Raw genomic sequence first — 23,361 nt, 5'->3', positions numbered from 1 at the left:
ATGAGAGGCCGTTGCGCAAGCGACTACGGCGCAAGCACCGGCATCTCATCGGCGGGACATAAGGGGCCGCGAACACGCGCGCGCCAGCGCGCCAAAAACACAGCGCATACCGTCCTGGGACCACCGAACACCAAGTCCTAGCCGCATCCTCACCCCTGCCGGAGCACCGACGCAGCCACCATGTCACCGCCGCCGGCGCACCCCCGCAACCACCACCGACACCACCAGCGCCCCCACCTGCACCGCTTCCGACATCCGCACGGCCCGCCGCAAATCCGCAGTAGTCGGCGCGGGCCCATCCCCGAGCGTCGGCCGCAGTTCCGCACCGTGCCGGTACTGAGTTCGCCCGCCGAGCCGAACACCGAGGGCACCGGCCATGGACGCTTCCACGACCCCGGCATTCGGACTCGGGTGCTTGGCCGCATCCCGCCGCCACGCCCGCCACGCGGCGGCGGGCGTCCCACCGACCAGCGGCGCGAGCGCGGCCGTGATCAGTCCGGTGACCCGGGCGGGAACGACATTCGCCAGATCATCGGTCCTCGCGGCGGCCCATCCGAACCGCAGGTACCGCTCGTTGCGGTAGCCGACCATCGCGTCGAGCGTGTTGACGGCCCGGTACCCGAGCAGCCCCGGCACCCCGGCGACAGCACCCCACAGCAGCGGCGCGACAGTCGCGTCGGCGGTGTTCTCGGCGACCGATTCCAGCGCCGCGCGGGCCAATCCGTCCGCGTCCAGCACCGACGGATCACGCCCACACAGCGAGGGCAGCAGCTCCCGGGCACCGTCGATGTCCCCGGCGTCGAGCCGCTCGGCCATCGCCTGCCCGGCCCGCGCCAGGCTGCGTCCACCGAGGGCGGTCCACGTGGCCAGCGCGGTCGCGAGCACACCGCCGCGCGCGGCCAGCACCCCGATCCCGACCACCGAACCCACCGCGACAACCTCGTGCACCACACCGGCACGCCGATCGTCGGCATAGGTCACCTGTTCCAAAGCCGCTGCCGCTGAGCCGAATCCGGCAACCGGATGCCAGCGGCGCGGATCGGCGAACACTCGGTCGAGCGCGAATCCCAGCATCAGCCCGACCGCGGTCGATGTCCCCTTCTGCACCCGGCCGAGGGTAGCCGACAGCGGGAATGTCACACCCGGCTCCGCTGATTCGTCATCTCTGCGACGACCCTCATACACTCGCCCACACCGGGCCAGACGACCGAACGGCGAACAACGATGACCGACGCATCCCAGCAGCTCGACCAGGCCGAACTGGCCCGCCGCTTCGAGGAACACCGCCCCTACCTGCGCCGCCTCGCCTACAGCACGCTCGGCAGCCTCACCGACGCCGAGGACGTGGTGCAGGACGCGTGGCTGCGCCTGCAACGCCACCACGAGGCGGGCAAGGCGGGCGAGATCGACAACCTGCGCGCCTGGCTGACCACCGTCACCGGCAGGCTCGCCCTCGATCACCTCGGTTCGGCGCGCGCCCGCCGCGAACAGTACGTCGGTGAATGGCTGCCGGAACCGGAGGTCACCACCTGGGACGACCCGGCCGACCGGATCTCCCAGGACGAACGGGTCACCACCGCGCTGCTGGTCGTGCTGGAATCGCTGTCCCCGGCCGAGCGAACGGCTTTCGTCTTGCAGGACGTGTTCGGTATGACCGGCCCCGAGGTCGCCGAGGTCGTCGGCCGCACCCCGGCCGCCGTCCGTCAGCTCGCCTCCCGCGCCCGCAAGCACGTGGAGTCCGGCACCCCGCGCTTCCCCGCCTCGCCCGCCGAACAGGAGAAGGTCGTCTCGGCGTTCTCCCTGGCCTGGCGCTCGGGTGATCTGAGCTCGCTGCTCGGCGTCCTCGACGAGAACGTGGTGCTCACCGCCGACGGTGGCGGCAAGGTGCCCGCCATCCGCCAGCCGCTGCGCGGCGCCGAGCTCATCGCCAAGGCGCTGCTGGGCTGGTACCACGCGCCGTCGGCGTCCGGGGCGTGGGGCCGGGCGGTCCTGGTCAACGGTGCGCCCGGCCTGGTGGTGTTCGACGGCGCCAACACCGGCGTCTTCTCGTTCGTCGTCGACTCCGGCCGCATCGTCGCGATCAACATCGTCCGCAACCCCGACAAGCTGCACGACCTGCCGACCGAGGGCGCACCGGACTGGTACCTGGGCGCCGGCGAGTAGAAGCTCAGACGCCGAGCGAATACCCGTGCGCCGCGGCCACTTCGGACGACAGCAGTTTTCCGTCGACGGCCGTGAGCCCGGCAGCCAGTCCGGGATCGGCGGTGCACGCACCACGCCAGCCCTTGTCGGCGATCGCGATCGCGAACGGCAGGGTGGCGTTGGTGAGCGCAACGGTGGAGGTGTGCGGCACCGCGCCGGGCATGTTCGCGACGCAGTAGAACAGCGAATTCGCCACGGGGAAGGTCGGATCGGCGTGCGTCGTCGGCCGGGTGGAGGCGAAGCAACCACCCTGGTCGACGGCGATGTCGACGAGCACCGAACCGGGACGCATCCCCGCGACGAGCTCGTCGGACACCAGCTTGGGCGCCTTGGCGCCGGGCACCAGCACCGACCCGATCACCAGATCCGCGGCGAGCACGGCCTTTTCGATCTCGAGCGCGTGCGAGGCGAGGGTGCCGACCCGGCCCGCGAAGCGGGCGTCGAGCTCGCGTAACCGCGCCAGATTGGTATCGAGGACGCTCACCCTGGCGCCCATCCCCACCGCGACGCTCGCCGCGTTGGTCCCCGCGACGCCGCCGCCGAGCACCACCACATCGGCCGGGCGCACGCCGGGGACCCCGCCGAGCAGCGTGCCCTCGCCGCCCATGGGCGCCATCAGGTGATAGGCGCCCACCTGGGTACCGAGCTTGCCCGCGACCTCACTCATCGGCGCGAGCAGCGGCAGCGAACCGTCCGCGGCCCGCACCGTTTCGTAAGCGATCGCGGTGATCCCGCAGTCCAGGATCGCGTCGGTGCATTCCTTCGACGCGGCCAGGTGCAGATAGGTGAACAGCACCTGGCCGCGCCGCATCAGCGAATACTCCTGCGCGATGGGCTCTTTCACCTTCAGGATCAGCCCGGCCTCGGCCCAGACCGCATCGGCGTCCGGCACGATCCTGGCGCCGGCGGCGAGATAGTCCTCGTCGCCGAATCCCGAACCTGTTCCGGCACCGGCCTGCACGAGCACCTCGTGCCCGTGGGCGGCCAGTTCGGTGGCGCCCGCCGGGGTGAGCGCCACCCGGAACTCCTGCGGTTTGACCTCCGCCGGCACACCGACCGTTCCGCCTGTTCCCGTCATTGCGCCAGCTTAGGACTCCCATCGACAGGAGTCAGCCGGTTGGATCATCGCGTGTCGGAGCCAGGTTCACGGTGACGGTGTCACCGATGCCGCCGCGGGAGCGGCGCCGGTGGTGGTCGTCGCGGGCGGCGGGGCGGAGCTTGCCGCCGGCGTGGTCGTCACCGGCTGTGTCGTCGCCGGTGGCGCGACGGTGGTCGTCGGCGGTGTTTCGCCGCACTGGCCGGGGCCACAGTTGTCGGTGCCGCAATCCGGACCCGGCATGCAGGTGTGGCCCGGCGGCAATCCGCATTCGTTGTGTCCGCAGCTGTCCGTGCCGCAATCCGGGCCGGGCACACAGTTGTATCCCGGCGGCGGCTCCTGCGTCGGCGAGTGGTACCACGACGACTCCGGTGCCTGCGTGGGCGAGTGGTACCACGACGACTCCGGCGCCGACTGGCCGCCGTTGCCCGACGCCCCGTCACCGGGTGCGCCCGGATTCGCGGACGGCGTCACCGAACTCGTCGCGGGCGTCGTCGTGGCGACCGAGGTCTTGGACACCGAACTCGACCCCGGCCCACCCGAACCGGACCCGTTCGACGAACACGCGGTCAGCGCCAGCACCAGCGCGACCAGGGCCAGCAGCACCCGCACCAGCGTGCGCGACCGGCCGCTCATTCGTTTCTTCAGCAACTCATCTCCTGCAGTCAGGGAACCCGCGCCCGGTGGATCGGGCGCGGGTTACGAAACTATGCGTTTCGAAACCAATCGTTTCGTATGGTGCCGCCGTTAACACAGACAACAAGCCGAGGACGCAGCTCTCAGCCGCCAGGCGCGATCGTCAACTCGGTCATCCCGACAACTTTCGCCGACCGCGGCACCCCACGACAGTGGCCTGCAGGCCACTCATCGCTAAGATCAGGCCATGCGCTCGGTGGCGGTCATCGCGTTCGACGGGATCAGCCCGTTCCATCTGGCGGTGCCCACGCTGGTACTCGGCCGCTCCGGCACCGGCGTCGACGACGTGTCACCCTACGACGTGCGGGTGTGCGCCGAGCAGCCCGGAACCCTGTCCACCGCAGCGGGTTTCGACATCACCGTGCACCACGATCTCGATACCGTCGCCGCGGCCGAGCTGGTGGTCTTCCCCGGCTGGCTCCGCGATCTGGACGTCTCCCCCGGCCTGAACGACGCGGTGCACACCGCGCACGCGAACGGCGCCCGGCTGGTCGGGCTGTGCCTCGGCGCCTGGGCGATCGCGGCGACGGGCCTGGCCGACGGCCGCGAACTCACCACGCACTGGGCCGCCGCGGAGGCCATGGCCCGCGCCTATCCGCGAGTCCGGGTGCGCGCCGACACCCTGTGGACCGACCTCGGCGACGTGATCACCTCCGCGGGCGTCGCCGCCGCGCTGGACTGCTGCCTGCACATCGTCCGCGGCGACCTCGGCGCCCGCGCGGCCACCGAGCTCGCCCGCGCGCTGGTCACCGCGCCGCATCGCAATGGTTCGCAGGCCCAGTTCATCCCGGTCGCGGTCCCCGACGAGGACACCGCAGACCCGATCGAGCAGGCGATGGTGTGGGCGCGCACCCACCTCGGCACGGGGATCGATCTCGACATCTGGTCGCGCGCGGCGCTCATGTCGCGGCGCACCTTCACCCGGCGATTCCGCGAACGCACCGGCACCAGCCCGCAGCAGTGGCTGTTGCAGCAGCGCACCGACCATGCCCGGCTGCTGCTGGAGTCGACCGACGAGACCGTCGACCGGATCGCGCGCGACACCGGTTTCGGCAGCGCGGTGATCCTGCGCCACCACTTCCATCGCATGCTCGGCACCAGTCCGGCGGCCCACCGCGCCCAGTTCCGCGGGGCGGCGCAATAATCACCGCATGATCATCAAGGTGTCCGGGTTCGCGCCGGAAATCGACGACACTGCCTGGATCGCGCCGAACGCGACCGTCATCGGGCGGGTGAGCCTGGCCGCCGAGGTCGGCGTCTGGTATTCGGCTGTGCTGCGCGGCGACCTCGAGCAGATCACTCTTGGCGCGCGCACCAATATCCAGGACGGTTGCGTCCTGCACGCCGACCCCGGTTTCCCGCTCACCGTCGGCAGTGGAGTCTCGGTGGGACACAACGCGATTCTGCACGGCTGCACCATCGGCGACGACGTGCTGGTCGGCATGGGCGCGACCGTTCTCAACGGCGCGGTGATCGGCGCGGGCAGCCTGATCGCGGCCAATGCCCTGATCCCCGAGGGTGCGCAGATTCCGCCCGGCTCGCTGGTGGCCGGCGTCCCCGGCAAGGTACGCAAGGAACTGACCGAGGCGCAGCAGGACGGAATCAAGCTCAACGCGGCCGTCTATGTGCACAATCTGGCGGCGCATCGTACGGCCGAGGTGTTGTGAGTCATCACACTGAGCAAGTGACCAGTTGGGATACCTGATAGCATTTGCCCTGCGTATTGCGTCCGGCCATAGAGTGTGGCGGCCGGCACCGGATACGCGAGGTAGGAGGTATCACGGTGGCATACATGCATTCCGGTGTGCACCGAGCAGGGGGACGGCTCAGCGTGGCCGATATCGCCGCCCAGCCCGGCGGAATCGAGGCACTCCAGTGCCGGGTTCACGAATTACGTTCTCGCGGGGTCCACTTCGCGGCCAATGCGATCGAGCAGGAGATGGTCGCCCTGGATCTGCCGCCACAAGGATAATGGGACGATGCCTACCGTCTCGTCCATCCTCGCGCGGATACTGGAAAAACCCGTCACCGACGGGGAGAAGCTGCTCGACAGCGCGCTGTCGGCGTTTCTCGACTTCGGCATCAAACGCACGAGTATGGGCGAGATCGCCCGGCGGGCAGGCATCAGCCCCGCCACCCTGTACCGGCGCTACGAATCCAAGAACGACCTGGTCGAAGCGGTGGGCGTGCGGGAGGCCCAGCGCTATGTCACCGAGATCGACGAGCGGGTGCGCGCGGTCACCGAGCCCGGCGAACAGCTCGTCGAGATCTTCGTCGCGTTCGTGACGACCATCGCGGGCAACGAGCTGCTGCGCAGGCTGCTCGGTACCGAACCGGAGATCATCCTGCCCAGGCTCACCACCGAAGCGGGCCCGATCCTCGCGGTCGGGCGCGCCTATCTCGCCGACAAGCTGCGCGAATTGCAGGCGGGCGCGACGGTCCCCGACTTCGATCCCGACCTGGTCGCCGAGATCATGGCGCGGCTCGCGCTCTCGCTGGCGCTCACCCCGGACGGTCTCATCCCCCTCGACGACCCGGCGGCGGGCCGCGACTTCGCCCGCCGCACCCTGCTACCGATGGTCGGCATCCGCGTCGCTCACTGAGCGCCGGGCACCCCGAACGCGGCGGCGACGGCCTCGTCGATGTTCGCCTCCGCCACGGGGACACCGTCTTCCAGCACGGCCCGCACCCGCCCGACGATCTCGGCCGACGCGGGACTGGCCGGATCGGGCAGTGGCAGCCGGGCCACGTACTGGGTGATCCAGCGCCGTCGCCCCGAATACAGCCGGTTGCCACACACCGCGTCGTAGAACCGCAGTCCCAGCGCCGAATTCGCGACGCCCATCAGCAGATACGCGAGATCGGTCGCCTGCGCGCCGGTTCCGAGATCGGTGAGCGAGATCCAGTAGCAGTCGCCGTTGACCACCGCGCCGGACCGGTCGAGCGCGAACCGGGGTCGCTCGCTGATGTCGGGGAACACCAGTTTCGGCGCGCCCCACAGGTGCGGGCGCTGCGGGACCCAGATCTCGAACCACTTCCGGCCGCCGTCCAGCACGTATCTGCGGCCGGACAGCACCTGCTCGTGTGAGCGCAGATACTCTGCGGCGCCGGGGAATTCGGCGAGGTCGACGGGCGTGCGGCGCGGCTGCATGAGGTCGTAGGGGTAGAGCACCCTGGTGCCGCGATCGCGCCCGATCCGCCACGGTTGCAGATCGTGGTGGGTGATCAACTGCCGCAACAGTTCCGGTTCCGGGGTCGGATCCATCTGGTCCCAGCAATCGGAGATGAACACCCGGTCGGCGGTGGTCTTGATGCCGACGCGGATACGGGCGGTGTCACCGAAGGTGCGCCAGGTGCTGTCCGCGATCGTGCCGAGCCAGCTGTCGAGGGCGGGCCGTGACATGCGCCAGGCGATGTCGCCGGACTGGGCAGGGCGAGCAACTCCCGCCCGGTCAGGCCCGCCGGATCGACCGATCTCGGCGACTGCGAGCCGGTCGGACTTCGGCAGGCCCACGCCGGATCGAGCGGCGGCTTGCGCGGCGATCGCCCCGTCGAGCTCCGGAAGGTCCCTACCCGGGCGTGCGCCGCCGGGACCCGGAGACTGTCCACCGAGCCCGGTCGGTGCGGCGTCCGCGCTCGGCCCGCCCGTCGACGGCATTCGCTGCGGCCGTGCGCTGACCGTCCCGGCATCCGATCCGGTGGACAGCACGCCCACCTCGACGGCGAACACCCGTCCGCCGTCGCCGACCAGGCAGGCGGTGTCCCCGGCCAGCGCATCGAACAAGTCGGTGGTGCAGTCGGGTTCGGCGCCGGGTTCTTCGTAGACCGAGACATACCGGCAGTCGTATTCCGTGGGCGCGCGCGTGGCGACCGTGATAGCGGGCAGCACCGCGGCCGCGAAGAGCTTGGTGTCGCCGAGGTCGTAGAGCTCGGCCGGATGCAGCTCGCTGGTGAGGATCCGGCGCAGATTCGCACCCGCTCTGGTGGTGAGAAACCGGTTGGCACAGAGCAATCCGAGGACGCCGTCGGCGGCGAGCAGCCGGGGCGCGATCGCCACGAACGGATGGGTGAGGTCGATGCGCCCGCGCAGACCGAACTGCTTGCTCAGCAGCTGTGCCGTCGCACCGCCGAGCTGCTGGGTCCGCACATACGGCGGATTGCTGATGACCAGGTCGAACGAACCGTCGGTGATGCGTGCCGACGCGGCGAGGAAATCGCCTGCCCGGCACTCGATCTCGATGCCTTCGGCGGCGGCACGCTCGGCCGTTTCGGCGACGGCCCGCCGGTCCAGGTCGTAGCCGGTCAGCCGTACCGTGACGTCCGGTGCGACCTCCCGGCGCACCGCGAGGAGTAACTCGCCGTCACCGCAAGCCGGGTCGAGCACGCGCAGCTCACCGGTGTGTGGCGCGTGCAGTAGCGCCCGCCGCGCCAGGAACCGCGCGAGGGCGGGCGGGGTGTAGTGCCTGCCGTGCCGTTTGCGCTCCTGCGCGTCCCGGGCCTGCGAAGCCATGCGCTCGATTGTGCCCCTGGAGGCCGTTGTCGTGCAGCAGGCGCGAGGCCGTGGACGGGGATCCGCGCGAAAAACCGATCGTTACCTGCCACTACATCATTTCGTCCGGCAAACGGTCGCTTGTGCCACCGATTTTGGGGTTACCACCGACCCTGACCAGTCTGTATCGTCTGTCCGGTTTCATTCCGAGTGATGAAGTTCGAGGACGATGTCGAGATTCCGGACGCTGGCCGCGGCACTGACCGCCACAGCGCTCACCCTGCTCCCCGTGGCTACGGCGCACGCCGACCCGGCGCAGTACGCACCGACCATGCTCATCCTGGACGCGTCCGGGTCCATGCAGCGCCCCGACCAAGGCGCCACCATGATGGATTCCGCGAAGAAGGCCGTGCGCACCTTCGTCGACTCGGCGCCGGCCGAAGCCAAGGTCGGGCTCGCCACCTACGGCACCGGTACCAGCAACGACGAGGCCGACAAGGCCGCGGGCTGCCGCGACGTCCAGATCTTGCGGCAGCCCGGCACCATCGACAAGCCCGCGCTCACCAGCGCCGTCGACGGCATCCAGGCCCGCGGGTGGACCCCCATGGGCACCGCGCTGCGCCAGGCCGCCGAGGCATTGCCGTCCTCGGGTCCGCGCTCGATCGTGCTTGTCTCCGACGGTGACGACACCTGCGCGCCGCCCGATCCGTGCGAGGTCGCCAAGGAGCTGAAGCGCAAGGGTGTCGACCTGGTCGTGCACTCGATCGGTTTCGCCGTCGACGACAAGGCCCGCGCCCAGCTCACCTGCATGGCACAGGCGACCGGCGGCAGCTACAGTGACGCGGCCGACGGTGCGGCGCTGGAACGCATTCTGCCGCGCGTCAGTTCGGCGGCCCTGCGCAACTACCAGGCCACCGGCACCCCGATCACCGGCACCGACAGCTACCGGACCGCGCCGGTCGCCGAGCCCGGTCAATACCTCGACACCATCGGTCAGCAGGAGAAACGGTTCTACGCGGTGGATGTGCCGGCGGGCGCGACCGCGTACTTCACCGGGATCGTCTCGTTCCCGCGCGCGACCGGCGTATCCATCACCGACGACATGGGTGTGCTGGAGCTGCGCGTCTACGGTCGCGACGGCACGGACTGCGGCGCCCGCGAACGCGAGCTCGAAACCAGAACCAGTGATGGCGTCGCGCTCACCGTCGCGAGCACCTTCCAGGGCGCGGCCGAGCAGCCCAGCGGTGGCAGCTCGGACACGTGCAAGGGCGGCGGCCGCTACTACTTCGAGATGAACTGGGACATCGCACCGGAGGGCGCGCCCGCGCGGCTGCCGCTCGAGATTCTCGTCGGCATCGAACCGGGCGTCACCGATCCCGGCGCCGCCGCGGTCTCGACGAAGACCACCTTCACCGATCCCGGCGGTGCGGCCGAGCCGATCAGCGGCGGCGGCTCGTTCACCGTCGCCGCGACGCTGGAAGGCAGCGGCCGCTACACCGACACGCTGCAGTCCGGCGAGTACGTCTTCTACCGCGTGCGGCTCGACTGGGGACAGGGCCTGGCCTACCGGGTGCGCTTCGCCGAAACCGGTGGAGCGGGCTACACCGCCGCCACGAATGTCGAGACCACGCTGTTCTCGCCGCTGGGCCGCGAGATCGACTCCGACACTTCGGCTTACACCGGCAAGACCACCACGGATCTGACCGTGGCGTCGGTGCCGATCCGGTACGCCAACCGGGACGCGGCCGAGACGGAGATGCGGCGTCAGTCGGTGGCCGGGTGGCATTACCTCGCGGTCAAGGTCGGTCTGCCGATCGGCGCCGACACGATGCCGCCAACGCCGATCGAACTCGACGTCACCGTCGCGGGGGCCGTCGAAGCCGGGCCGACCTATGTGACCGGTGGCGCCGACGTCCTCGGTGAGCAGTCCTCGCCGGGCGCGGAAAAGCCTGTCGCCGTGCATGGTTCGGACTCGGCGACGCCGTGGGCGGCCATCGTCGGCATCGGTGTCGGTGTGGTCGTGCTGGTCGGCATCGGTGTGGCGATCTGGGCGGTTGCCCGACGGCGCGCCTGACTCACCCCGAGCCCGCCGGCACCCGATTTTCGTGGGTGCCGGCGGGTTCCGCGTATCCGGACCGGCTGCTAACCTGGTCTCAAAATGAGACCGACACAGGGAGCTGCACGATGGCGCCGACCGACCACGACAGCAGCGATTTCGCCGCGCTCCAGCGCCTGGCCGACGAGCGCTGGACCTGCAGGCAATTCCGCCCCGACGAGGTCGACCGCGCGACCATCGAACGACTGCTGACCCTCGCCCAGCGCACCCCGTCGTGGTGCAACACCCAGCCGTGGCAGGTCGTCGTCACCGCGGGCGAAGGCACCGAGCGGTTCCGCAAGGAACTGCTCACCCACATCCAGACCAACGGCACCGCACCGGATTTCGAATTCCCCGCCCAATACGCGGGTGTCTACCGCGACCGCAGGCGCGAGTGCGGCTTCCAGCTCTACGACAGCGTCGGCATCGCCAAGGGCGACCACGAGAAGACGATGCGCCAGATGGTCCGCAACTTCGAATTCTTCGACGCACCCCACGTCGCCATCGTCACCTCCGAAGCCGACCTCGGCATCTACGGCGCCATCGACTGCGGCCTCTGGCTCGAATCCTTCCTCCTCGGCGCCCAAGCCCTCGGCCTCGCCGCCGCCCCCCAAGCCGCCCTGGCCTCCTACTCCCCGTTCCTCCGCGCCCACTTCGACCTCCCCACCCACCGCAAGGTCGTCTTCGGAGTCTCCTTCGGCTACCCCGACCCCGACCACCCGATCAACACCTTCCGCACCACCCGCGCCCCCCTGGACAACCAGATCACCTGGCACACCAGCTGATTCGAACCAAGATCACCACGCTCTGACGCAGGCCGGCTCTCGGCCGATACTCACACCAGAGCGTGGTGATCGTCCGTCCAGGTGATTGCCTCAGGCGGAACGGGAAGTCGAGGTGAGGCCGGGGCCCGGTTCGGGCACGATGTCTCGTGCGGCGACTTCGGATTCGCACTTGTCGCAGGTCAGGTGTGCGTGGGCTTCGCCGCCGCAGCCCTTGTGCCGGTACCGCACCGGTGGGCCGTCCGGTGCCATGTACGCATCGCCCCAGTCCCGGATCGCCATCAGGATCGGGTAGATGGCGTGACCTTTCTCGGTCAGCCGGTACTCCTCGTACGCGCCGTCCTCGGCGGGCCGCTTCACCAGGATCTCGTGCTCGATCAGCCGATCCAGCCGATCCTGCAACCGGCTCCGTGAGATCCCCAGCGCACTCTGAAACGCGTTGAACCGCCGCACCCCGGCAAAGCAGTACTTGAGCACCAGCAATGTCCACCGGTCCCCGAAGATCACCAGCGGCCGCGTGATCGAACACGGGACGTCGGCGAGTTCCTCATAGCGCACCCTGCCATTATGCGCGTCATGACCGCCTGGGGCGGCAGGTGTCGGCACCGGCCGAAGGTAGCCCGGTTCCCTACTCACCGGCAGCGCGCTCGGTTGCGCCGGGCCGCAGCGCCCGCACCACATGGGCCGCCAGCTGGTCGACGAAGTCGGCACCGGCCGGCCGGCGAGTGAGCGTCGTGCGGAGATGCAGTGGCCCGATGAGCAGATCGAGAGCGAACCGCATGTCGGTGTCCGGGGGAATCTCACCGCGTTCGACAGCACGATCGAACAGCGGCCGCACCGCGAGGAATCGACTGTCCCAGAACGCATCGCGCGCTTCGGCCATGTCCTCGGTATCGGTGACATAGGCGAGCGCGCGAGACAGACCGCCGCCCAGGGGCGTCTCGAGATAGGCCGCGAGTTCGGTGGCGAACGCGGCGAGGTCACCCCGGAACGTGCCGGTATCGGGCACGGGAAGAACTCGCCGGCTGTATTCGAGCAGCACGTCGAGGAGCAGGTTCTCGCGACTACCCCACCGCCGGTAGATGGAGCTGTCCCGGACCCCGGCCCGGCGGCTGATGTCGGGAATCCCGACCCGATCGACGCCGTGCTCGATGATCGCGTCCAGCACCGCCTGGTGGACCGCCTCGCGAACGCGCGCCGACCGGCCCCCCGGTCGCCGCTGCGGCGCATCTTCGTCTGTCGTGGTCACCTCTCGAGCTTAAAGCAGATTCCCTTGCTTTTGATTGCCGGAGCGGCTTAGGCTCACTGAAGCAGAAAGTTCTGCTTTTCTGAGCTAGCCGTCGGACGGAAGGGTTCACCGATGACATCGTTGTCAGCATGGGCGAAGAAGGTGCTGGTCAGCGCGTGCGCACTGACCAGAACTACCGAGTACGCGACCCGCCGGGTCGGCCCTGCTCCGTTCCTGCCCGCGTTGTTCGCCGATCGGTTCACCCATCTGGGCGGGATCGCCGACGAAAAGTTCCGCGCCCAGCTGGACGAATGCCGGTCCTTCGACGACGCGCGATGGACCTCCTACTGGCAGGCCATCGCCGAGCGGCACGTGGCCGACGCGAACGAAGCGCTGGCACAGCTCGGCATTCCGGGTACCGACGAACTGCTCGCGACCACCGACAGCGGGATGCGGGAAGCGCTGGGTGCGCGATTGTCACCGGCGGTATCCCTGCTCGCGGACCGGGGCCCGGTGGCCGACCCGGACGCGGTCGCGAAATTCTGCGCCGAGCACCCCGATTCAGCGCAACCAGCCATCGCGCTGGACGGCCTGATCAAGGCGATGGTCTACGAATTCGTCGCCGCGTGGCCGGGTTGGACACCGCGCCGGTTGACGGCCTACGAGCGGTCGCACCGGCTGGCCGAACTCGTCCTCACCTGTCTGGCTCCGGCGATGGATGTGTCCATCGAGCCGGTGCGCATTCCGGTCCCGGGTGGGGACGTGGTCCGCGGGTACCTGATGTTCCCGCTCGTTCCGGGTGCCGCCGAGATGCCGATCGTGTTGTGCAGCAATGGTGTCGAGGGAACTCTCGCGGAGCTGATGCTGCCGATGCTGACCCATCGGCATGCCGGAATGGCCCTGTTCGTCATGGAGATGCCCGGCACCTATTCCTACCGGCAGCCGCTGGCTCCCGACGCGGAGCGGGTGTACTCGGCGGTCGTCGAGTACCTCGCCGCGGATCCGCGGGTGGACAGTGATCGCATCGGGATGCTGGGCGTCAGTTTCGGGGCCTACTGGGCGACCCGGATGGCCGCGGTCGATCCGCAGATCTCGGTCGCGGTCGCCAACGGCGCTCCCGCGCATCGCAGTTTCACATCGGCTGCGGCGCTGGGTCTTCCGGAGATCATGGTGTCGACACTGCGCAACGCGACAGGATCGGCGAGCATCCACGAGATGGCGGGCAAGCTGCGAAAGCTGTCGCTGGCCCACCTGTACCGGCACATCGACATTCCGCTCCTGGTCATCAACGGCGCCGACGACACTCTGCTGAGCACCCAGGACTCCATCGACATCGCCATCGGGGCGCCCCAGGCACAGCTGGTGCTCTACGCCGACGACGACCACTGCGCGATGGGGCACGGCGAACAGTGGAGCGCGCTGTCGGTGCGATTCCTTCGCGAGCACCTGGTCGTCCGGCAGAGCGTGGGGTGCTGATCCGGTGCATCAGCCACTCCCCCGGATCCGCCGGATTCTCGACCGCGCAACACGTCGGATCACGCTGCACGCCGACACGGGTGCAGGGTGGTCGGCGATCGATGGCTCTGTGCCTTCGTTCGTCGTCCCGGCGGCCTTCACCGAGGAGTACGAGATCTCCCGGTACGAGCTGTTGGGCGTTCCCGACGGTGCCTGTGTCCTGCCCGTCTGTCCGGTGTCGTTTCGCGATTTCATGCTCTACGAGAAGCACGCTGTCGACGCCGCGCGCGGCATGGCGCGGCGGTTCGTGCCCGCCGGCTATCGCCTCGGGCAGGTGTTCGAGACGCTCACCCGCCGCACATTCCCGCCCTATCGGCCCCATCGGCTCTGGAACGAACAGCCCATCTACTACATGTCCAACGCGTCGACGATGATCCCGTCCGGAATCCCGGTCAGCGGTCCCGGCTACAGCACGGCGCTCGACTTCGAGCTGGAGCTTGGCGTCGTTCTGGGTGCGCCGCTACGCGATGCGACCGCCGAGGAAGCACTCGCCGCGATCGGCGCTGTCGTCGTCATCAACGACTTCTCCGCGCGAGACGTCCAGCTGGCCGAAATGCGTTCGGGATTCGGGCCACAGAAGTCCAAGCACTTCGCCACCTCGATGTCGGCGACGGCGGTCGCCGGTTCGGCGGTGGCCGACCGGCTCGACTCGCTCACCGCATCCGTGCAGATCAACGGGCGCACCGTATCCCGGACCGGCACCCAGGGAATGCGCCACAGTCTCGGCGCGGCGATCGCGCATGCGTCCCGGGGAGAGCAACTGTTCCCGGGTGAGCTGATGTCGACCGGAACGCTGCCCGGCGGCAGCGGGATGGAACTGGGCCGATGGCTCGCGCCCGGCGATGTCCTGCGGCTGGAGATCGACGGGATCGGTGTCATCGAGCACCTGATCCAAGGGTGAGGGCGCACTCGTGAACATCGATCAGGTTTCCGACTCCGTGTATGTCGTCGCCGGAACGAATGTCAACTGGGCGCTGGTCAGCGACGGCACCGGGGTAACCGTCATCGACGCCGGATACCCCGCCGACACCCCGCTCGTGCTCGACTCGATTCGCCACATCGGCCACGATCTCGCCGACGTCACCGCCGTTCTGCTCACCCATGCGCATCTGGACCACATCGGCGCCGTCCCACGACTCGTCGAACTCCTCGGCGTTCCCGTCTACACCGGCGCCGAGGAAGTCCGGCACGCCAAACGTGAGTACCTGCAACAGATCACGCCGGGGCAGATGGTGCGGACGCTGTTCGCGCCCGGCGGGGTGCGGTGGGTGTCGCAGACCCTGCGCGCCGTCCACGGCCGGATCGGCACCAGTGTTCCGACCGCGACACCGGCGCGGGCTTCGATCCTGTCGACGTTGCCCGGCGGACTCGTCGCCCTGCCGACGCCCGGCCACACCGACGGGCACACCGCCTATCTCCTGCCTTCCGAAGGTGTCCTGTTCTCCGGTGACGCGCTGGTGACCGGTCACCCGCTGTCACGACGGACCGGACCACAGCTGCTGCCACCGGTGTTCAACCACGAGGCCACACGGACACTCGACAGCGCCCGTGCACTCACTCGGCAGTCGGCGCACACGCTCGTCCCCGGTCATGGCCGGCCCACCCGGCTCGTCCTCACGGACTTCACCGACACCCTCCGATAACCCCGATCCGGGGCCCGCCACCGTGCTGGGCCGGATTTCGACCTCTACCGCCGGGCAGCTTTTCGCCCACGACGACTGTGCGCGGCGACCGGAACAACAGGAGCCGTGGTGCGAACACACCGAAAAGCCACCGAATACGACGCCATCGCACACACGGAGGAGCCGTCCGCATCCCGGCGACGCCCTACTGCCGAGCTCGGGCCGACACCGCGGGCGCGACACGGAACAGCCGCGCGGACGATGATGGCAGGCGCCGCAGTGCTGGCACTGGGCAGCTGTTCGCTGCTGCCAGGTGGGTTCGGCGATCTACCGAACCCGTCGACCGAGATCACCGCGGATTTCGAGAACATCGCGGGCATGTACGAGGGCAATGACGTCATGGTCCTCGGTCTCGCGGTGGGCAAGGTCGACAAGATCATCCCCAAGGGCACCTACGTCGAGGTCCACATGACCATCGACGGCGAGGTGAAGATCCCCAAGGACGCGATCGCCGCGATCATCTCGCCCTCGATCGTCACCGACCGCCACATCGAGATCACCCCGCCCTTCACCGGCGGCGAATCCATGAAATCCGGTGCGCACCTGCCCCTAGCGCGCACCAGAACGCCGGTCGAGCTGGACACGATGATCAAGACCATCGACCAGTTCTCCGCGGCGCTCGAGCCGGAAGAAGGCCAGGAAGGCCTCGGCCCGCTCTCGGGCCGGGTGCTCTACCCGGTGCTCAACGGCAACGGCCAGCGAATCCGCGAAACCCTCGACGCGCTGTCCTCGGCGTTGAAGGTCGGTGTCGACAACAAAGACGCCATCTCCAACATCATCATCAAGCTCAACGAGCTCACGACGATGCTGGCCGACAACGACCAGTCGGTCCGCGATTTCAGCGACCGGGTGACCGCCATGTCGGGGCTGCTGGCCGAACAGGCTCCCGGCCTGCAAGCCACCCTGGACCAGCTCAACCAGTTCCTGGCCAACACCTCGACGACCTTCGGCGAGCACGCCGACGAGCTGTCCACCTCGCTGACCGGTCTGACCAACGTCACCAACCAGCTGCGCGCCAACTCCGGCGCGATGGTCGAGATCGTCGACATCGTCCCGCTGCTGATGCAGAACATCGACGGCGCGATGAATAAGGAAGGCCGCTTCGTCCGAATACACGCCCTGATCGGCACCGCCCTCTCCGGCGAGATGATCAGCGTCTTCTGCGAGCGGATCCAGATGAAGTCCGACGGCTGCCGCACCGGGAACATGCAGGATTTCGGCCCCGATTACGGGCTCACCGCCGCACTGCTCGGACTGACGAAATAACGACATCGTGGATGTCCGAGCACAGCTCGGCGCCCAGCTGTGCGCCAGACTCGACCAGCCTTCACCGCCCGAATCGATCGTGCGGAATCAGCCTGAATCCTTCACTCCCCCATCGGTTTCCTCGACGACAGGCCGATGACCTTCATCCCGTTCATTCATCGACTGCCCGAACGCGGCGAGTTGCGTGCGGAGATCATCATCGGGTTCGATCGGGTCGACAACAGGTCGACCTCACACTGCTCGGCGGCAACCAGATCCACCGTTCCGAACCACCGATCCCCGTCCCTCCGTGTGGAGGTCAGGCTACGGGCCGGTGCTCCGGACCGCACGTGAGTTACCGCCCTCCCGGATGAAGAAGAGCAGCGAAGATGTCAGCGATCTCATCCTCAACCCAGTAGACGCACCTGGAACCGGGTGCAGGGTAGGCGAATTGCCACACATAGTTGCGATCCAGGGCAGCGCACTTGGACTCGATACCCGCGAATACCCCCGCAGCCCAGTGCGATCCGCTGCGATTCAGCACTGCTGCCAACTGCTCACCGGAGAAGGGCTGACCTGGGCTGCGCATGAGCACTGTCAACACGTCACGCCCATTGTCCGTCACCGCATCCCACAGCACTTGCGCCAGATCCGAGTCGGCTGCTGTCCACTCTGTTCGACTGTCCATGTCGCCAAGTATCTGCGAAATAGTTGTCCCACAAAAGAATTGGACCCCGGAGATACCGGGGCCCAATTCGCCTGTGCTGGTACGGCGTCGTCACATCACAGCGGGATGTTCTTGTGGTGGCTCTTGCGCGCAGGGGCCGAGGCCAGGGCCGCGGCGATGATGCTGCGGGTCTTGGCGGGGTCGATGACCTCGTCGACGACGCCGATGGCGACGGCGCGTTCGACACCGCCTGCGATCTGCTCGTGTTCGGCGGTCAGGCGCTCGTGGAGGGCTTCGCGTTCGGCTTCGGGGGCGGCCGCGAGTGCCTTCTTGTGCAGGATGCCGACGGCGGCCTTGGCGCCCATGACGGCGACTTCGGAGCCGGGCCAGGCGTAGACGGCGGTGGCGCCGAGGGAGCGGGCGTTCATCGCGATATAGGCGCCGCCGTAGATCTTGCGGGTCACCAGGGTGACGCGCGGGACGCGGGCTTCGGCGAACGCGTGCAGCAGCTTCGCGCCGCGGCGGACGACGCCCTCGAGTTCCTGGCCGACGCCGGGCAGGTAGCCGGGCACGTCGGTGACCACGATCAGCGGGATGCCGAACGCGTCGCACAGGCGCACGAAACGCGAAGCCTTCTCGGCGCTTTCGGAGTTCAGGCAGCCGCCGAGGCGCAGCGGGTTGTTGGCGAGCACGCCGACGGTGCGGCCGCCGAGGCGACCGAGGCCGACGACCATGCTGCGGGCGTAACCACCCTGCAGTTCCTCGAAGGAGGATTCGCCGTCGACGTTGTCGAGCAGCTCGTGGATGATCGGCTTGACGTCGTAGGCGCGCTTGGGCGAGGCGGGCAGCATCGCCTTCAGGTCGATATCGCCGTGCTCGGCCGCGGCCTGGTCGAACTCGCCCTGCTCGGCGAACATCGAGACCAGCCGGCGGGCGCGGTGCATGGCATCGGCTTCGTCGTCGGCGGCGATGTGGCACACGCCGGACTTCTTGAAGTGTGTGGTCGGCCCGCCCAGGGTCTCCATGTCGACGTTCTCGCCGGTCACCGAACGCACGACGTCCGGACCGGTGACGAAGACACGACCCTCGGGAGCCATGATGACGATGTCGGTCAACGCGGGACCGTAGGCGGCGCCACCGGCGGCGAAGCCGAGCACCACCGAGATCTGCGGGACCAGACCGGACGCGCGGACCATCGCCTCGAAGACCAGGCCAACCGCGTGCAGCGCCTCGACACCCTCGGCAAGGCGAGCGCCACCGGAGTGCCACAGGCCGACGACCGGGATGCCGGAGTCGATGGCGGTGTCGATCGCGTCGACGATGTGCTTGCAGCCCTCGACGCCCATCGCGCCGCCCATGACGGTGGCATCCGAGCAATAGGCCACGGTGCGGACACCGTCGACCTCACCGATCGCGGCCAAGACGCCGGAGCGGTCCCGCGGGTGCAGCGGAAGCACGGTACCGGGGTCGAAGAATCGCTGCAGCCGGCCGAGCGGGTCACGCGGATCGGTCGTCGTGTCGTTAAACGCGGGAGCAATGATGGTCATCGCGTCGTCGTCTCCTGCCTTCGTTGAGATTCTCGCCGCTACGGCGGCTGCGTATGGCGAACCGCCGGTGGGGTCGAACCATTGAGTTGGCGCGACCCCACCGGCGATCGTGAATGCAGTCGGCGGCTATGCCCGACCGAAGGCGAGCGCGACGTTGTGCCCACCGAAACCGAAGGAGTTGTTGATCGCGTACTCGATTTCCTGGTGCCGGGCCTGCCCGTGCACCACATCGAGATCGATCGCCGGATCCTGGTTGTCCAGGTTCAGCGTCGGCGGAACGACGCCGTCCCTGATGGCGAGCACGGTGAGCACGGACTCGAGAGCGCCCACGGCGCCGATCGAGTGGCCCAGTGCCGACTTCGGTGCGTACACCGAAGCGTGGTTACCCACGGCCAAGTTGATCGCGTTGGCCTCGGCGGCGTCGCCGATGGGGGTCGCGGTCGCGTGGGCGTTGATGTGGGTGATGTCCTGCTTGGTCAGACCGGCGGTCTGGATCGCGCGGGTCATCGCCCTGGCCGCACCGGTGCCCGCGGGATCGGGAGCGACCAGGTGGTAGCCGTCGGAGGTGATGCCGGCACCGAGCAGACGCGCGTGGATGGTGGCACCGCGCGCCTTGGCGTGCTCCTCGGTCTCGATGGTCATGAGCGCCCCGGCCTCGCCGAAGACGAAGCCGTCACGATCCTTGTCGAACGGCCGTGAGGCGCCCTTCGGATCGTCGTTGCGGGTGCTCGTGGCACGCATCATGGAGAAGGCCGCGATCGGGACATCGGAGATGAAACCCTCGACACCGCCGGTGACGACCATGTCGGCGTCACCCATCACGATCATCCGCCACGCGTTGGCGATGGCTTCCGAACCCGACGAGCACGCCGAGACCGGAGTGACCACTCCCGCCCTGGCCTTCAGCTCGAGACCGACAACGGCCGACGGACCGTTCGGCATGACCATCTGAACAGCAAGCGGCGAGATCTTTCGATAGCCGCCGTTCTTCAGCTTGTCGACCGAGTCGATCAGCGCGTCGCCGCCACCGAGACCGGTGCCGATCGCGACACCCAGGCGGTCGTGGTCGACCTCCGGGCTGCCCGCGTTCTTCCACACCTCGCGACCGAGGACGGTCGCCAGGCGCTCGACATACGCCATACGGCGGATCTCGACCCGGCTCAGGAGCGTGTCGGGGCTGACTTTCAGGTGACCGCCGATCCGCACCGGCAGGTCGTATTCCTCGATGAAGGGATCGTCGAGAACGTCGATTCCGCTCTCGCCGTTGAGGAGTCCCTTCCACGTCGCATCGACGTCACCCGCGATCGACGTGGTCGCCGCCATGCTGGTGACGACGACGTTGGGGAAATTCCCGTTCAGGGTGGAAGGAGTGGTCACTGGTTCAGCCCTACTCGGCGTCGAACTTGGCCTTGAGCTCCGCGGCGGCGTCGGAGTTCTCCGCCTCGAGCTTCTGGATGTAGGAGACAGCGTCACCCACGGTCTTCAGGCTGGCAAGGTCCTCGTCGGGGATCTTGACGCCGTACTTGTCCTCGGTCTGCACAGCGATCTCGACCATGGACAGCGAATCGATGTCCAGGTCGTCGACGAAGGACTTCTCGATGGTCACCTCGGAGGGTTCGATACCCGTAACCTCTTCGATGATCTTGCCGAGTTCTTCGACGATCTGTTCCTGGGTCAGAGCGGCCACTTTGGTGGCTCCCTTCTTGTTCTCATTTGGTAGGGGTCTTGAACGGCCGGCACCTCGTCGTGCGCGACCGCCGGGGGAAAGCTAGCCGGAGATGGTCAGTTCGACCAACGCGGGGAGGTCTTCGGGGGTCTTCAGGGCGAGGTTGGGCGTGCCCTTCAGTTCCCGCTTGGCAATTCCGACGAGGGTGCCCGCCGGCGGCAGTTCGGCCACGGCCGAGACAGCTGCCTCGCGGACGGTCTCGGTGCACAGGTCCCAGCGCACGGGGCGGGTGACCTGAGCGGCGAGCTTGTCGATCGCGTCGGCGCCCGAGGTGACCGGCTTGCCATCGAAGTTCGACAGCAGTGTCCGGATCGGGTCGCTCGGCGAGATCTGAGCGATGGCATCGGCGACAGCAGCCTGCGCCGGGGCCATGAAAGCGGTGTGGAACGCACCGGCGACGGGCAACGCGCGGACCCGTGCCTTCTCCGGCGGGTTCGCGGCGAGCTCCGCCAGAGCTTCCAGGCGGCCCGCTGCCACGATCTGGCCGACCGCGTTGCGGTTGGCCGGGACGAGATCGAGTTCGGCGAGCCGTGCGAGCACGGTGGCTTCGTCGCCACCGAGTACCGCGGACATGCCGGTCGGCTCCTGCGCACACGCCTTGGCCATCTCCCGGCCGCGGATGGCGGCCAGGCTGACCGCCTCGTCGGCGGTGATGACGCCGGCGACCGCGGCTGCGGCGAATTCGCCGACCGAGTGTCCGGCGACGATGGTATCCGCCGGAATCGTCTCGGGGGCGATTTCGGCGAACGCGAGCAGGGCGGCGGCCACGACGAGCGGCTGGGTCACCGCGGTGTCGACGATCTCCTCGGCCGTCGCGGTGGTACCGAGACGGACCAGGTCGAGGCCGGCGGCCTTCGACCACAGCTCGAGGCGATCAGTCGCACCGGGAAGTGCGAGCCAGGGCGCGAGCATGCCGGGTGTCTGGGACCCCTGTCCAGGGGTGAACAACGCGATCACTCCCTAAGAAAACACTGTGACCCCCGCCGCACGAGATGTCGGCGCGAATGAAGCTTTCGGACGGGTTTTGTAGGGGTCCCACAAAATCCGAGGTGGGGTGTCCCGATCGACCGACTCCCCGATCTCGTTACAGGGGGTCGTAGCCCACTGGGGTGGGCGGGGTTTCTGTGACGGAGGGTGATGATTCGTTATGCGTTCGTGTCAAACGGCCCACTGTGGCCGCGATCCGGAGCACATACGCGTCTCGAGGATTCATGGGATCACGTCCGGTGATCTCGCCGATTCGTTTGAGACGGTACCGAACGGTATTTGGATGGACGTACAGCTGACGCGCGCACGTTTCTACTGCTCCACCACAATCCAGGTACGCGTCGAGTGTGTCGGATAACGAAGATCCGGCAGCAGCCAACGGGAGCACAACATACTCGTTCAACGCCTCTATTGCAGCTCTATCGCCCAGCAGGGCCCGTTCCGGCAACAACTCCGCGGCGTGAACGGGCCTTGGCGCGGCGCGCCAGCCCACCACGGCCTCCATCCCGGCCAATGCCTCGATCGCGCTGGCGTGCGCCGCGCCGAGGGTGCGCATGGTCGGGCCGATCACCACCGGGCCTTCGGAGAACACGTCGGCGAGCAGGTCGGACAGGAACGGCGAGGCGATCCCGGCGTCACCCAGGTGCCCGCTGACGACCATCACCAGCCGCGCGCCCTGCACCACCGCCAGCGCGGCCCTGCCGTGCCTGCTCGCGATCGTGTGCACCGCGCCGACGGTCGACACGCCCTGGTCCGCCGGCGGCGTACCGACCAGCACGGTGGCGGGCGCAGTGGCGTCCCAGTTCAACGTGGCGGCCCGGGAGAGCATGTCGGGACCCGTGTCGCCGCGGACCACCGCGTCGACCACCAGGGCCTCCAGGCGGGTGTCCCACGCGCCGCGCGACTCGGCCGCGCTCGCGTACACCGAGGCGGCCGCGAAACCGAGCTCACGCCCGTACCGCAGCACCGCCTCGGTGAGCGCGACCAGCTGACGATCGTTGCGCGCCAGCGCGGGCAGCCACTGCTCGAAGAAGTCCATGGCCACCCGAACCATGTCCACGGTCTGGCGCAGCGTCAGCCGCCGCGCCAGATCCTGTGGAATGACCTGGAACGCGTCCAGGCTGAAGCGGATATCGGAGTCGGGATCCTGCAACCACTCCAGGAAGTTCACGACCGCCGTCTGCACCAGCATCTGGACGCCCGCACGCTGCGCGGCGTCCAGATCGGCGAAGAACGGCAGCCGATCCTGCATCGACCCCACCGCCTCGGTGGACAGCCGGCCCGAGAACTGCTTGACCCGCTTGAGCAGCGTGTCGGGCAGCGGATCACGGGTCTGCCGATTCGGGGACAGTGCCCCCGTCGGCAGATAGACCTCGTGCTCGCTGGTGCCCTCGGTGATCCGAC

General features: G+C 68.4%; 23 protein-coding genes. 12 read left to right on the top strand and 11 right to left on the bottom strand.

The window, feature by feature from the left end; genetic code table 11:
- Window positions 1-183 precede the first annotated feature (183 nt).
- Entirely contained in the window at window positions 184-1,107 is a 924-nt protein-coding gene (locus ACWF82_RS30750; RefSeq protein WP_452506869.1) for a cobalamin biosynthesis protein, read from the bottom strand.
- Between the two features lie 117 nt (window positions 1,108-1,224).
- On the opposite strand from ACWF82_RS30750, the gene sigJ reads away from it, so the two are divergent.
- Window positions 1,225-2,163, top strand: coding sequence for an RNA polymerase sigma factor SigJ (gene sigJ, locus ACWF82_RS30745; protein WP_452506856.1), 939 nt, complete (start codon window positions 1,225-1,227; stop codon window positions 2,161-2,163).
- Window positions 2,164-2,167: 4 nt separating this feature from the next.
- Here the strand turns inward: sigJ and ald are convergent, their stop codons facing one another.
- Complete coding sequence (gene ald, locus ACWF82_RS30740) at window positions 2,168-3,280, bottom strand: alanine dehydrogenase (protein WP_452506854.1); 1,113 nt, start codon at window positions 3,278-3,280, stop codon at window positions 2,168-2,170.
- Window positions 3,281-3,389: 109 nt separating this feature from the next.
- Between ald and ACWF82_RS30735 the strand changes: the two genes are divergently transcribed.
- From ACWF82_RS30735 to ACWF82_RS30715, 5 genes are all read left to right on the top strand, one after another.
- Window positions 3,390-4,049: a hypothetical protein gene (locus tag ACWF82_RS30735; protein WP_452506852.1), complete on the top strand. Its 660-nt coding sequence runs from the start codon at window positions 3,390-3,392 to the stop codon at window positions 4,047-4,049.
- Window positions 4,050-4,181: 132 nt separating this feature from the next.
- Window positions 4,182-5,138, top strand: a complete 957-nt coding sequence (locus tag ACWF82_RS30730; RefSeq protein ID WP_452506850.1) for a GlxA family transcriptional regulator — start codon at window positions 4,182-4,184, stop codon at window positions 5,136-5,138.
- Between the two features lie 7 nt (window positions 5,139-5,145).
- Window positions 5,146-5,661, top strand: coding sequence for a gamma carbonic anhydrase family protein (locus ACWF82_RS30725; RefSeq protein WP_452506848.1), 516 nt, complete (start codon window positions 5,146-5,148; stop codon window positions 5,659-5,661).
- 125 nt (window positions 5,662-5,786) lie between these two features.
- Window positions 5,787-5,966 (top strand): hypothetical protein, encoded by a 180-nt coding sequence (locus tag ACWF82_RS30720; RefSeq protein WP_452506867.1) that lies wholly within the window; start codon window positions 5,787-5,789, stop codon window positions 5,964-5,966.
- 7 nt (window positions 5,967-5,973) lie between these two features.
- Window positions 5,974-6,597 (top strand): TetR/AcrR family transcriptional regulator, encoded by a 624-nt coding sequence (locus tag ACWF82_RS30715; RefSeq protein WP_452506846.1) that lies wholly within the window; start codon window positions 5,974-5,976, stop codon window positions 6,595-6,597.
- On the opposite strand, the gene ACWF82_RS30710 is transcribed toward ACWF82_RS30715, so the two are convergent.
- Window positions 6,591-8,504, bottom strand: coding sequence for an Eco57I restriction-modification methylase domain-containing protein (locus tag ACWF82_RS30710; protein WP_452506844.1), 1,914 nt, complete (start codon window positions 8,502-8,504; stop codon window positions 6,591-6,593). The genes ACWF82_RS30715 and ACWF82_RS30710 overlap by 7 nt on opposite strands.
- A gap of 208 nt (window positions 8,505-8,712) precedes the next feature.
- Between ACWF82_RS30710 and ACWF82_RS30705 the strand changes: the two genes are divergently transcribed.
- Together ACWF82_RS30705 and ACWF82_RS30700 are read left to right on the top strand one after the other, a co-directional pair.
- Window positions 8,713-10,557: a vWA domain-containing protein gene (locus ACWF82_RS30705; RefSeq protein WP_452506842.1), complete on the top strand. Its 1,845-nt coding sequence runs from the start codon at window positions 8,713-8,715 to the stop codon at window positions 10,555-10,557.
- A gap of 110 nt (window positions 10,558-10,667) precedes the next feature.
- On the top strand, window positions 10,668-11,363 hold the full coding sequence (locus ACWF82_RS30700; RefSeq protein WP_452506840.1) for a nitroreductase family protein: 696 nt from the start codon (window positions 10,668-10,670) through the stop codon (window positions 11,361-11,363).
- 90 nt (window positions 11,364-11,453) lie between these two features.
- On the opposite strand, the gene ACWF82_RS30695 is transcribed toward ACWF82_RS30700, so the two are convergent.
- Window positions 11,454-11,918 (bottom strand): winged helix-turn-helix transcriptional regulator, encoded by a 465-nt coding sequence (locus ACWF82_RS30695; RefSeq protein ID WP_452506838.1) that lies wholly within the window; start codon window positions 11,916-11,918, stop codon window positions 11,454-11,456.
- 70 nt (window positions 11,919-11,988) lie between these two features.
- Window positions 11,989-12,609 (bottom strand): TetR/AcrR family transcriptional regulator, encoded by a 621-nt coding sequence (locus tag ACWF82_RS30690; RefSeq protein ID WP_452506836.1) that lies wholly within the window; start codon window positions 12,607-12,609, stop codon window positions 11,989-11,991.
- A 111-nt stretch (window positions 12,610-12,720) separates the two neighbouring features.
- Between ACWF82_RS30690 and ACWF82_RS30685 the strand changes: the two genes are divergently transcribed.
- From ACWF82_RS30685 to ACWF82_RS30670, 4 genes are all read left to right on the top strand, one after another.
- The gene (locus ACWF82_RS30685) at window positions 12,721-14,064 is read left to right on the top strand and encodes an alpha/beta hydrolase family protein (RefSeq protein ID WP_452506834.1); all 1,344 of its coding nucleotides are present in this window, start codon (window positions 12,721-12,723) and stop codon (window positions 14,062-14,064) included.
- A gap of 154 nt (window positions 14,065-14,218) precedes the next feature.
- On the top strand, window positions 14,219-15,004 hold the full coding sequence (locus ACWF82_RS30680) for a fumarylacetoacetate hydrolase family protein (RefSeq protein ID WP_452506865.1): 786 nt from the start codon (window positions 14,219-14,221) through the stop codon (window positions 15,002-15,004).
- Window positions 15,005-15,014: 10 nt separating this feature from the next.
- A complete protein-coding gene (locus ACWF82_RS30675; RefSeq protein ID WP_452506832.1) occupies window positions 15,015-15,746 on the top strand; it encodes an MBL fold metallo-hydrolase in 732 nt (243 codons plus the stop codon).
- A 243-nt stretch (window positions 15,747-15,989) separates the two neighbouring features.
- Window positions 15,990-17,051: an MCE family protein gene (locus ACWF82_RS30670; protein ID WP_452506830.1), complete on the top strand. Its 1,062-nt coding sequence runs from the start codon at window positions 15,990-15,992 to the stop codon at window positions 17,049-17,051.
- 334 nt (window positions 17,052-17,385) lie between these two features.
- Here the strand turns inward: ACWF82_RS30670 and ACWF82_RS30665 are convergent, their stop codons facing one another.
- From ACWF82_RS30665 to ACWF82_RS30640, 6 genes are all read right to left on the bottom strand, one after another.
- Entirely contained in the window at window positions 17,386-17,718 is a 333-nt protein-coding gene (locus tag ACWF82_RS30665; RefSeq protein WP_452506829.1) for a DUF6416 domain-containing protein, read from the bottom strand.
- Between the two features lie 95 nt (window positions 17,719-17,813).
- Window positions 17,814-19,244 carry an acyl-CoA carboxylase subunit beta gene (locus tag ACWF82_RS30660; protein WP_452506827.1) on the bottom strand — a complete coding sequence of 477 codons (1,431 nt, stop codon included), beginning with the start codon at window positions 19,242-19,244 and terminating at the stop codon, window positions 17,814-17,816.
- A gap of 126 nt (window positions 19,245-19,370) precedes the next feature.
- Window positions 19,371-20,621, bottom strand: a complete 1,251-nt coding sequence (locus ACWF82_RS30655) for a KasA/KasB family beta-ketoacyl-ACP synthase (protein ID WP_379308057.1) — start codon at window positions 20,619-20,621, stop codon at window positions 19,371-19,373.
- 10 nt (window positions 20,622-20,631) lie between these two features.
- Window positions 20,632-20,931 (bottom strand): meromycolate extension acyl carrier protein AcpM, encoded by a 300-nt coding sequence (acpM, locus tag ACWF82_RS30650; protein ID WP_019046010.1) that lies wholly within the window; start codon window positions 20,929-20,931, stop codon window positions 20,632-20,634.
- Between the two features lie 81 nt (window positions 20,932-21,012).
- Window positions 21,013-21,927 carry an ACP S-malonyltransferase gene (locus tag ACWF82_RS30645; RefSeq protein WP_452506825.1) on the bottom strand — a complete coding sequence of 305 codons (915 nt, stop codon included), beginning with the start codon at window positions 21,925-21,927 and terminating at the stop codon, window positions 21,013-21,015.
- 127 nt (window positions 21,928-22,054) lie between these two features.
- The gene (locus ACWF82_RS30640; RefSeq protein WP_452506863.1) at window positions 22,055-23,356 is read right to left on the bottom strand and encodes a PucR family transcriptional regulator; all 1,302 of its coding nucleotides are present in this window, start codon (window positions 23,354-23,356) and stop codon (window positions 22,055-22,057) included.
- Window positions 23,357-23,361: the final 5 nt, after the last annotated feature.

Source organism: Nocardia sp. NPDC055053, from assembly GCF_053608285.1.
This window is presented reverse-complemented; position numbering and strand designations above follow the sequence as displayed.

Excerpts from the sequence above, each read along its gene's own strand:
- sigJ (WP_452506856.1), top strand. The coding sequence starts at position 1,225 with ATGACCGACGCATCCCAGCAGCTCGACCAGGCCGAACTGGCCCGCCGC.
- ald (WP_452506854.1), bottom strand. The coding sequence starts at position 3,280 with ATGACGGGAACAGGCGGAACGGTCGGTGTGCCGGCGGAGGTCAAACCG.
- ACWF82_RS30730 (WP_452506850.1), top strand. The coding sequence starts at position 4,182 with ATGCGCTCGGTGGCGGTCATCGCGTTCGACGGGATCAGCCCGTTCCAT.
- ACWF82_RS30725 (WP_452506848.1), top strand. The coding sequence starts at position 5,146 with ATGATCATCAAGGTGTCCGGGTTCGCGCCGGAAATCGACGACACTGCC.
- ACWF82_RS30720 (WP_452506867.1), top strand. The coding sequence starts at position 5,787 with ATGCATTCCGGTGTGCACCGAGCAGGGGGACGGCTCAGCGTGGCCGAT.
- ACWF82_RS30715 (WP_452506846.1), top strand. The coding sequence starts at position 5,974 with ATGCCTACCGTCTCGTCCATCCTCGCGCGGATACTGGAAAAACCCGTC.
- ACWF82_RS30710 (WP_452506844.1), bottom strand. The coding sequence starts at position 8,504 with ATGGCTTCGCAGGCCCGGGACGCGCAGGAGCGCAAACGGCACGGCAGG.
- ACWF82_RS30705 (WP_452506842.1), top strand. The coding sequence starts at position 8,713 with ATGTCGAGATTCCGGACGCTGGCCGCGGCACTGACCGCCACAGCGCTC.
- ACWF82_RS30700 (WP_452506840.1), top strand. The coding sequence starts at position 10,668 with ATGGCGCCGACCGACCACGACAGCAGCGATTTCGCCGCGCTCCAGCGC.
- ACWF82_RS30685 (WP_452506834.1), top strand. The coding sequence starts at position 12,721 with ATGACATCGTTGTCAGCATGGGCGAAGAAGGTGCTGGTCAGCGCGTGC.
- ACWF82_RS30670 (WP_452506830.1), top strand. The coding sequence starts at position 15,990 with ATGGCAGGCGCCGCAGTGCTGGCACTGGGCAGCTGTTCGCTGCTGCCA.
- ACWF82_RS30665 (WP_452506829.1), bottom strand. The coding sequence starts at position 17,718 with ATGGACAGTCGAACAGAGTGGACAGCAGCCGACTCGGATCTGGCGCAA.
- ACWF82_RS30660 (WP_452506827.1), bottom strand. The coding sequence starts at position 19,244 with ATGACCATCATTGCTCCCGCGTTTAACGACACGACGACCGATCCGCGT.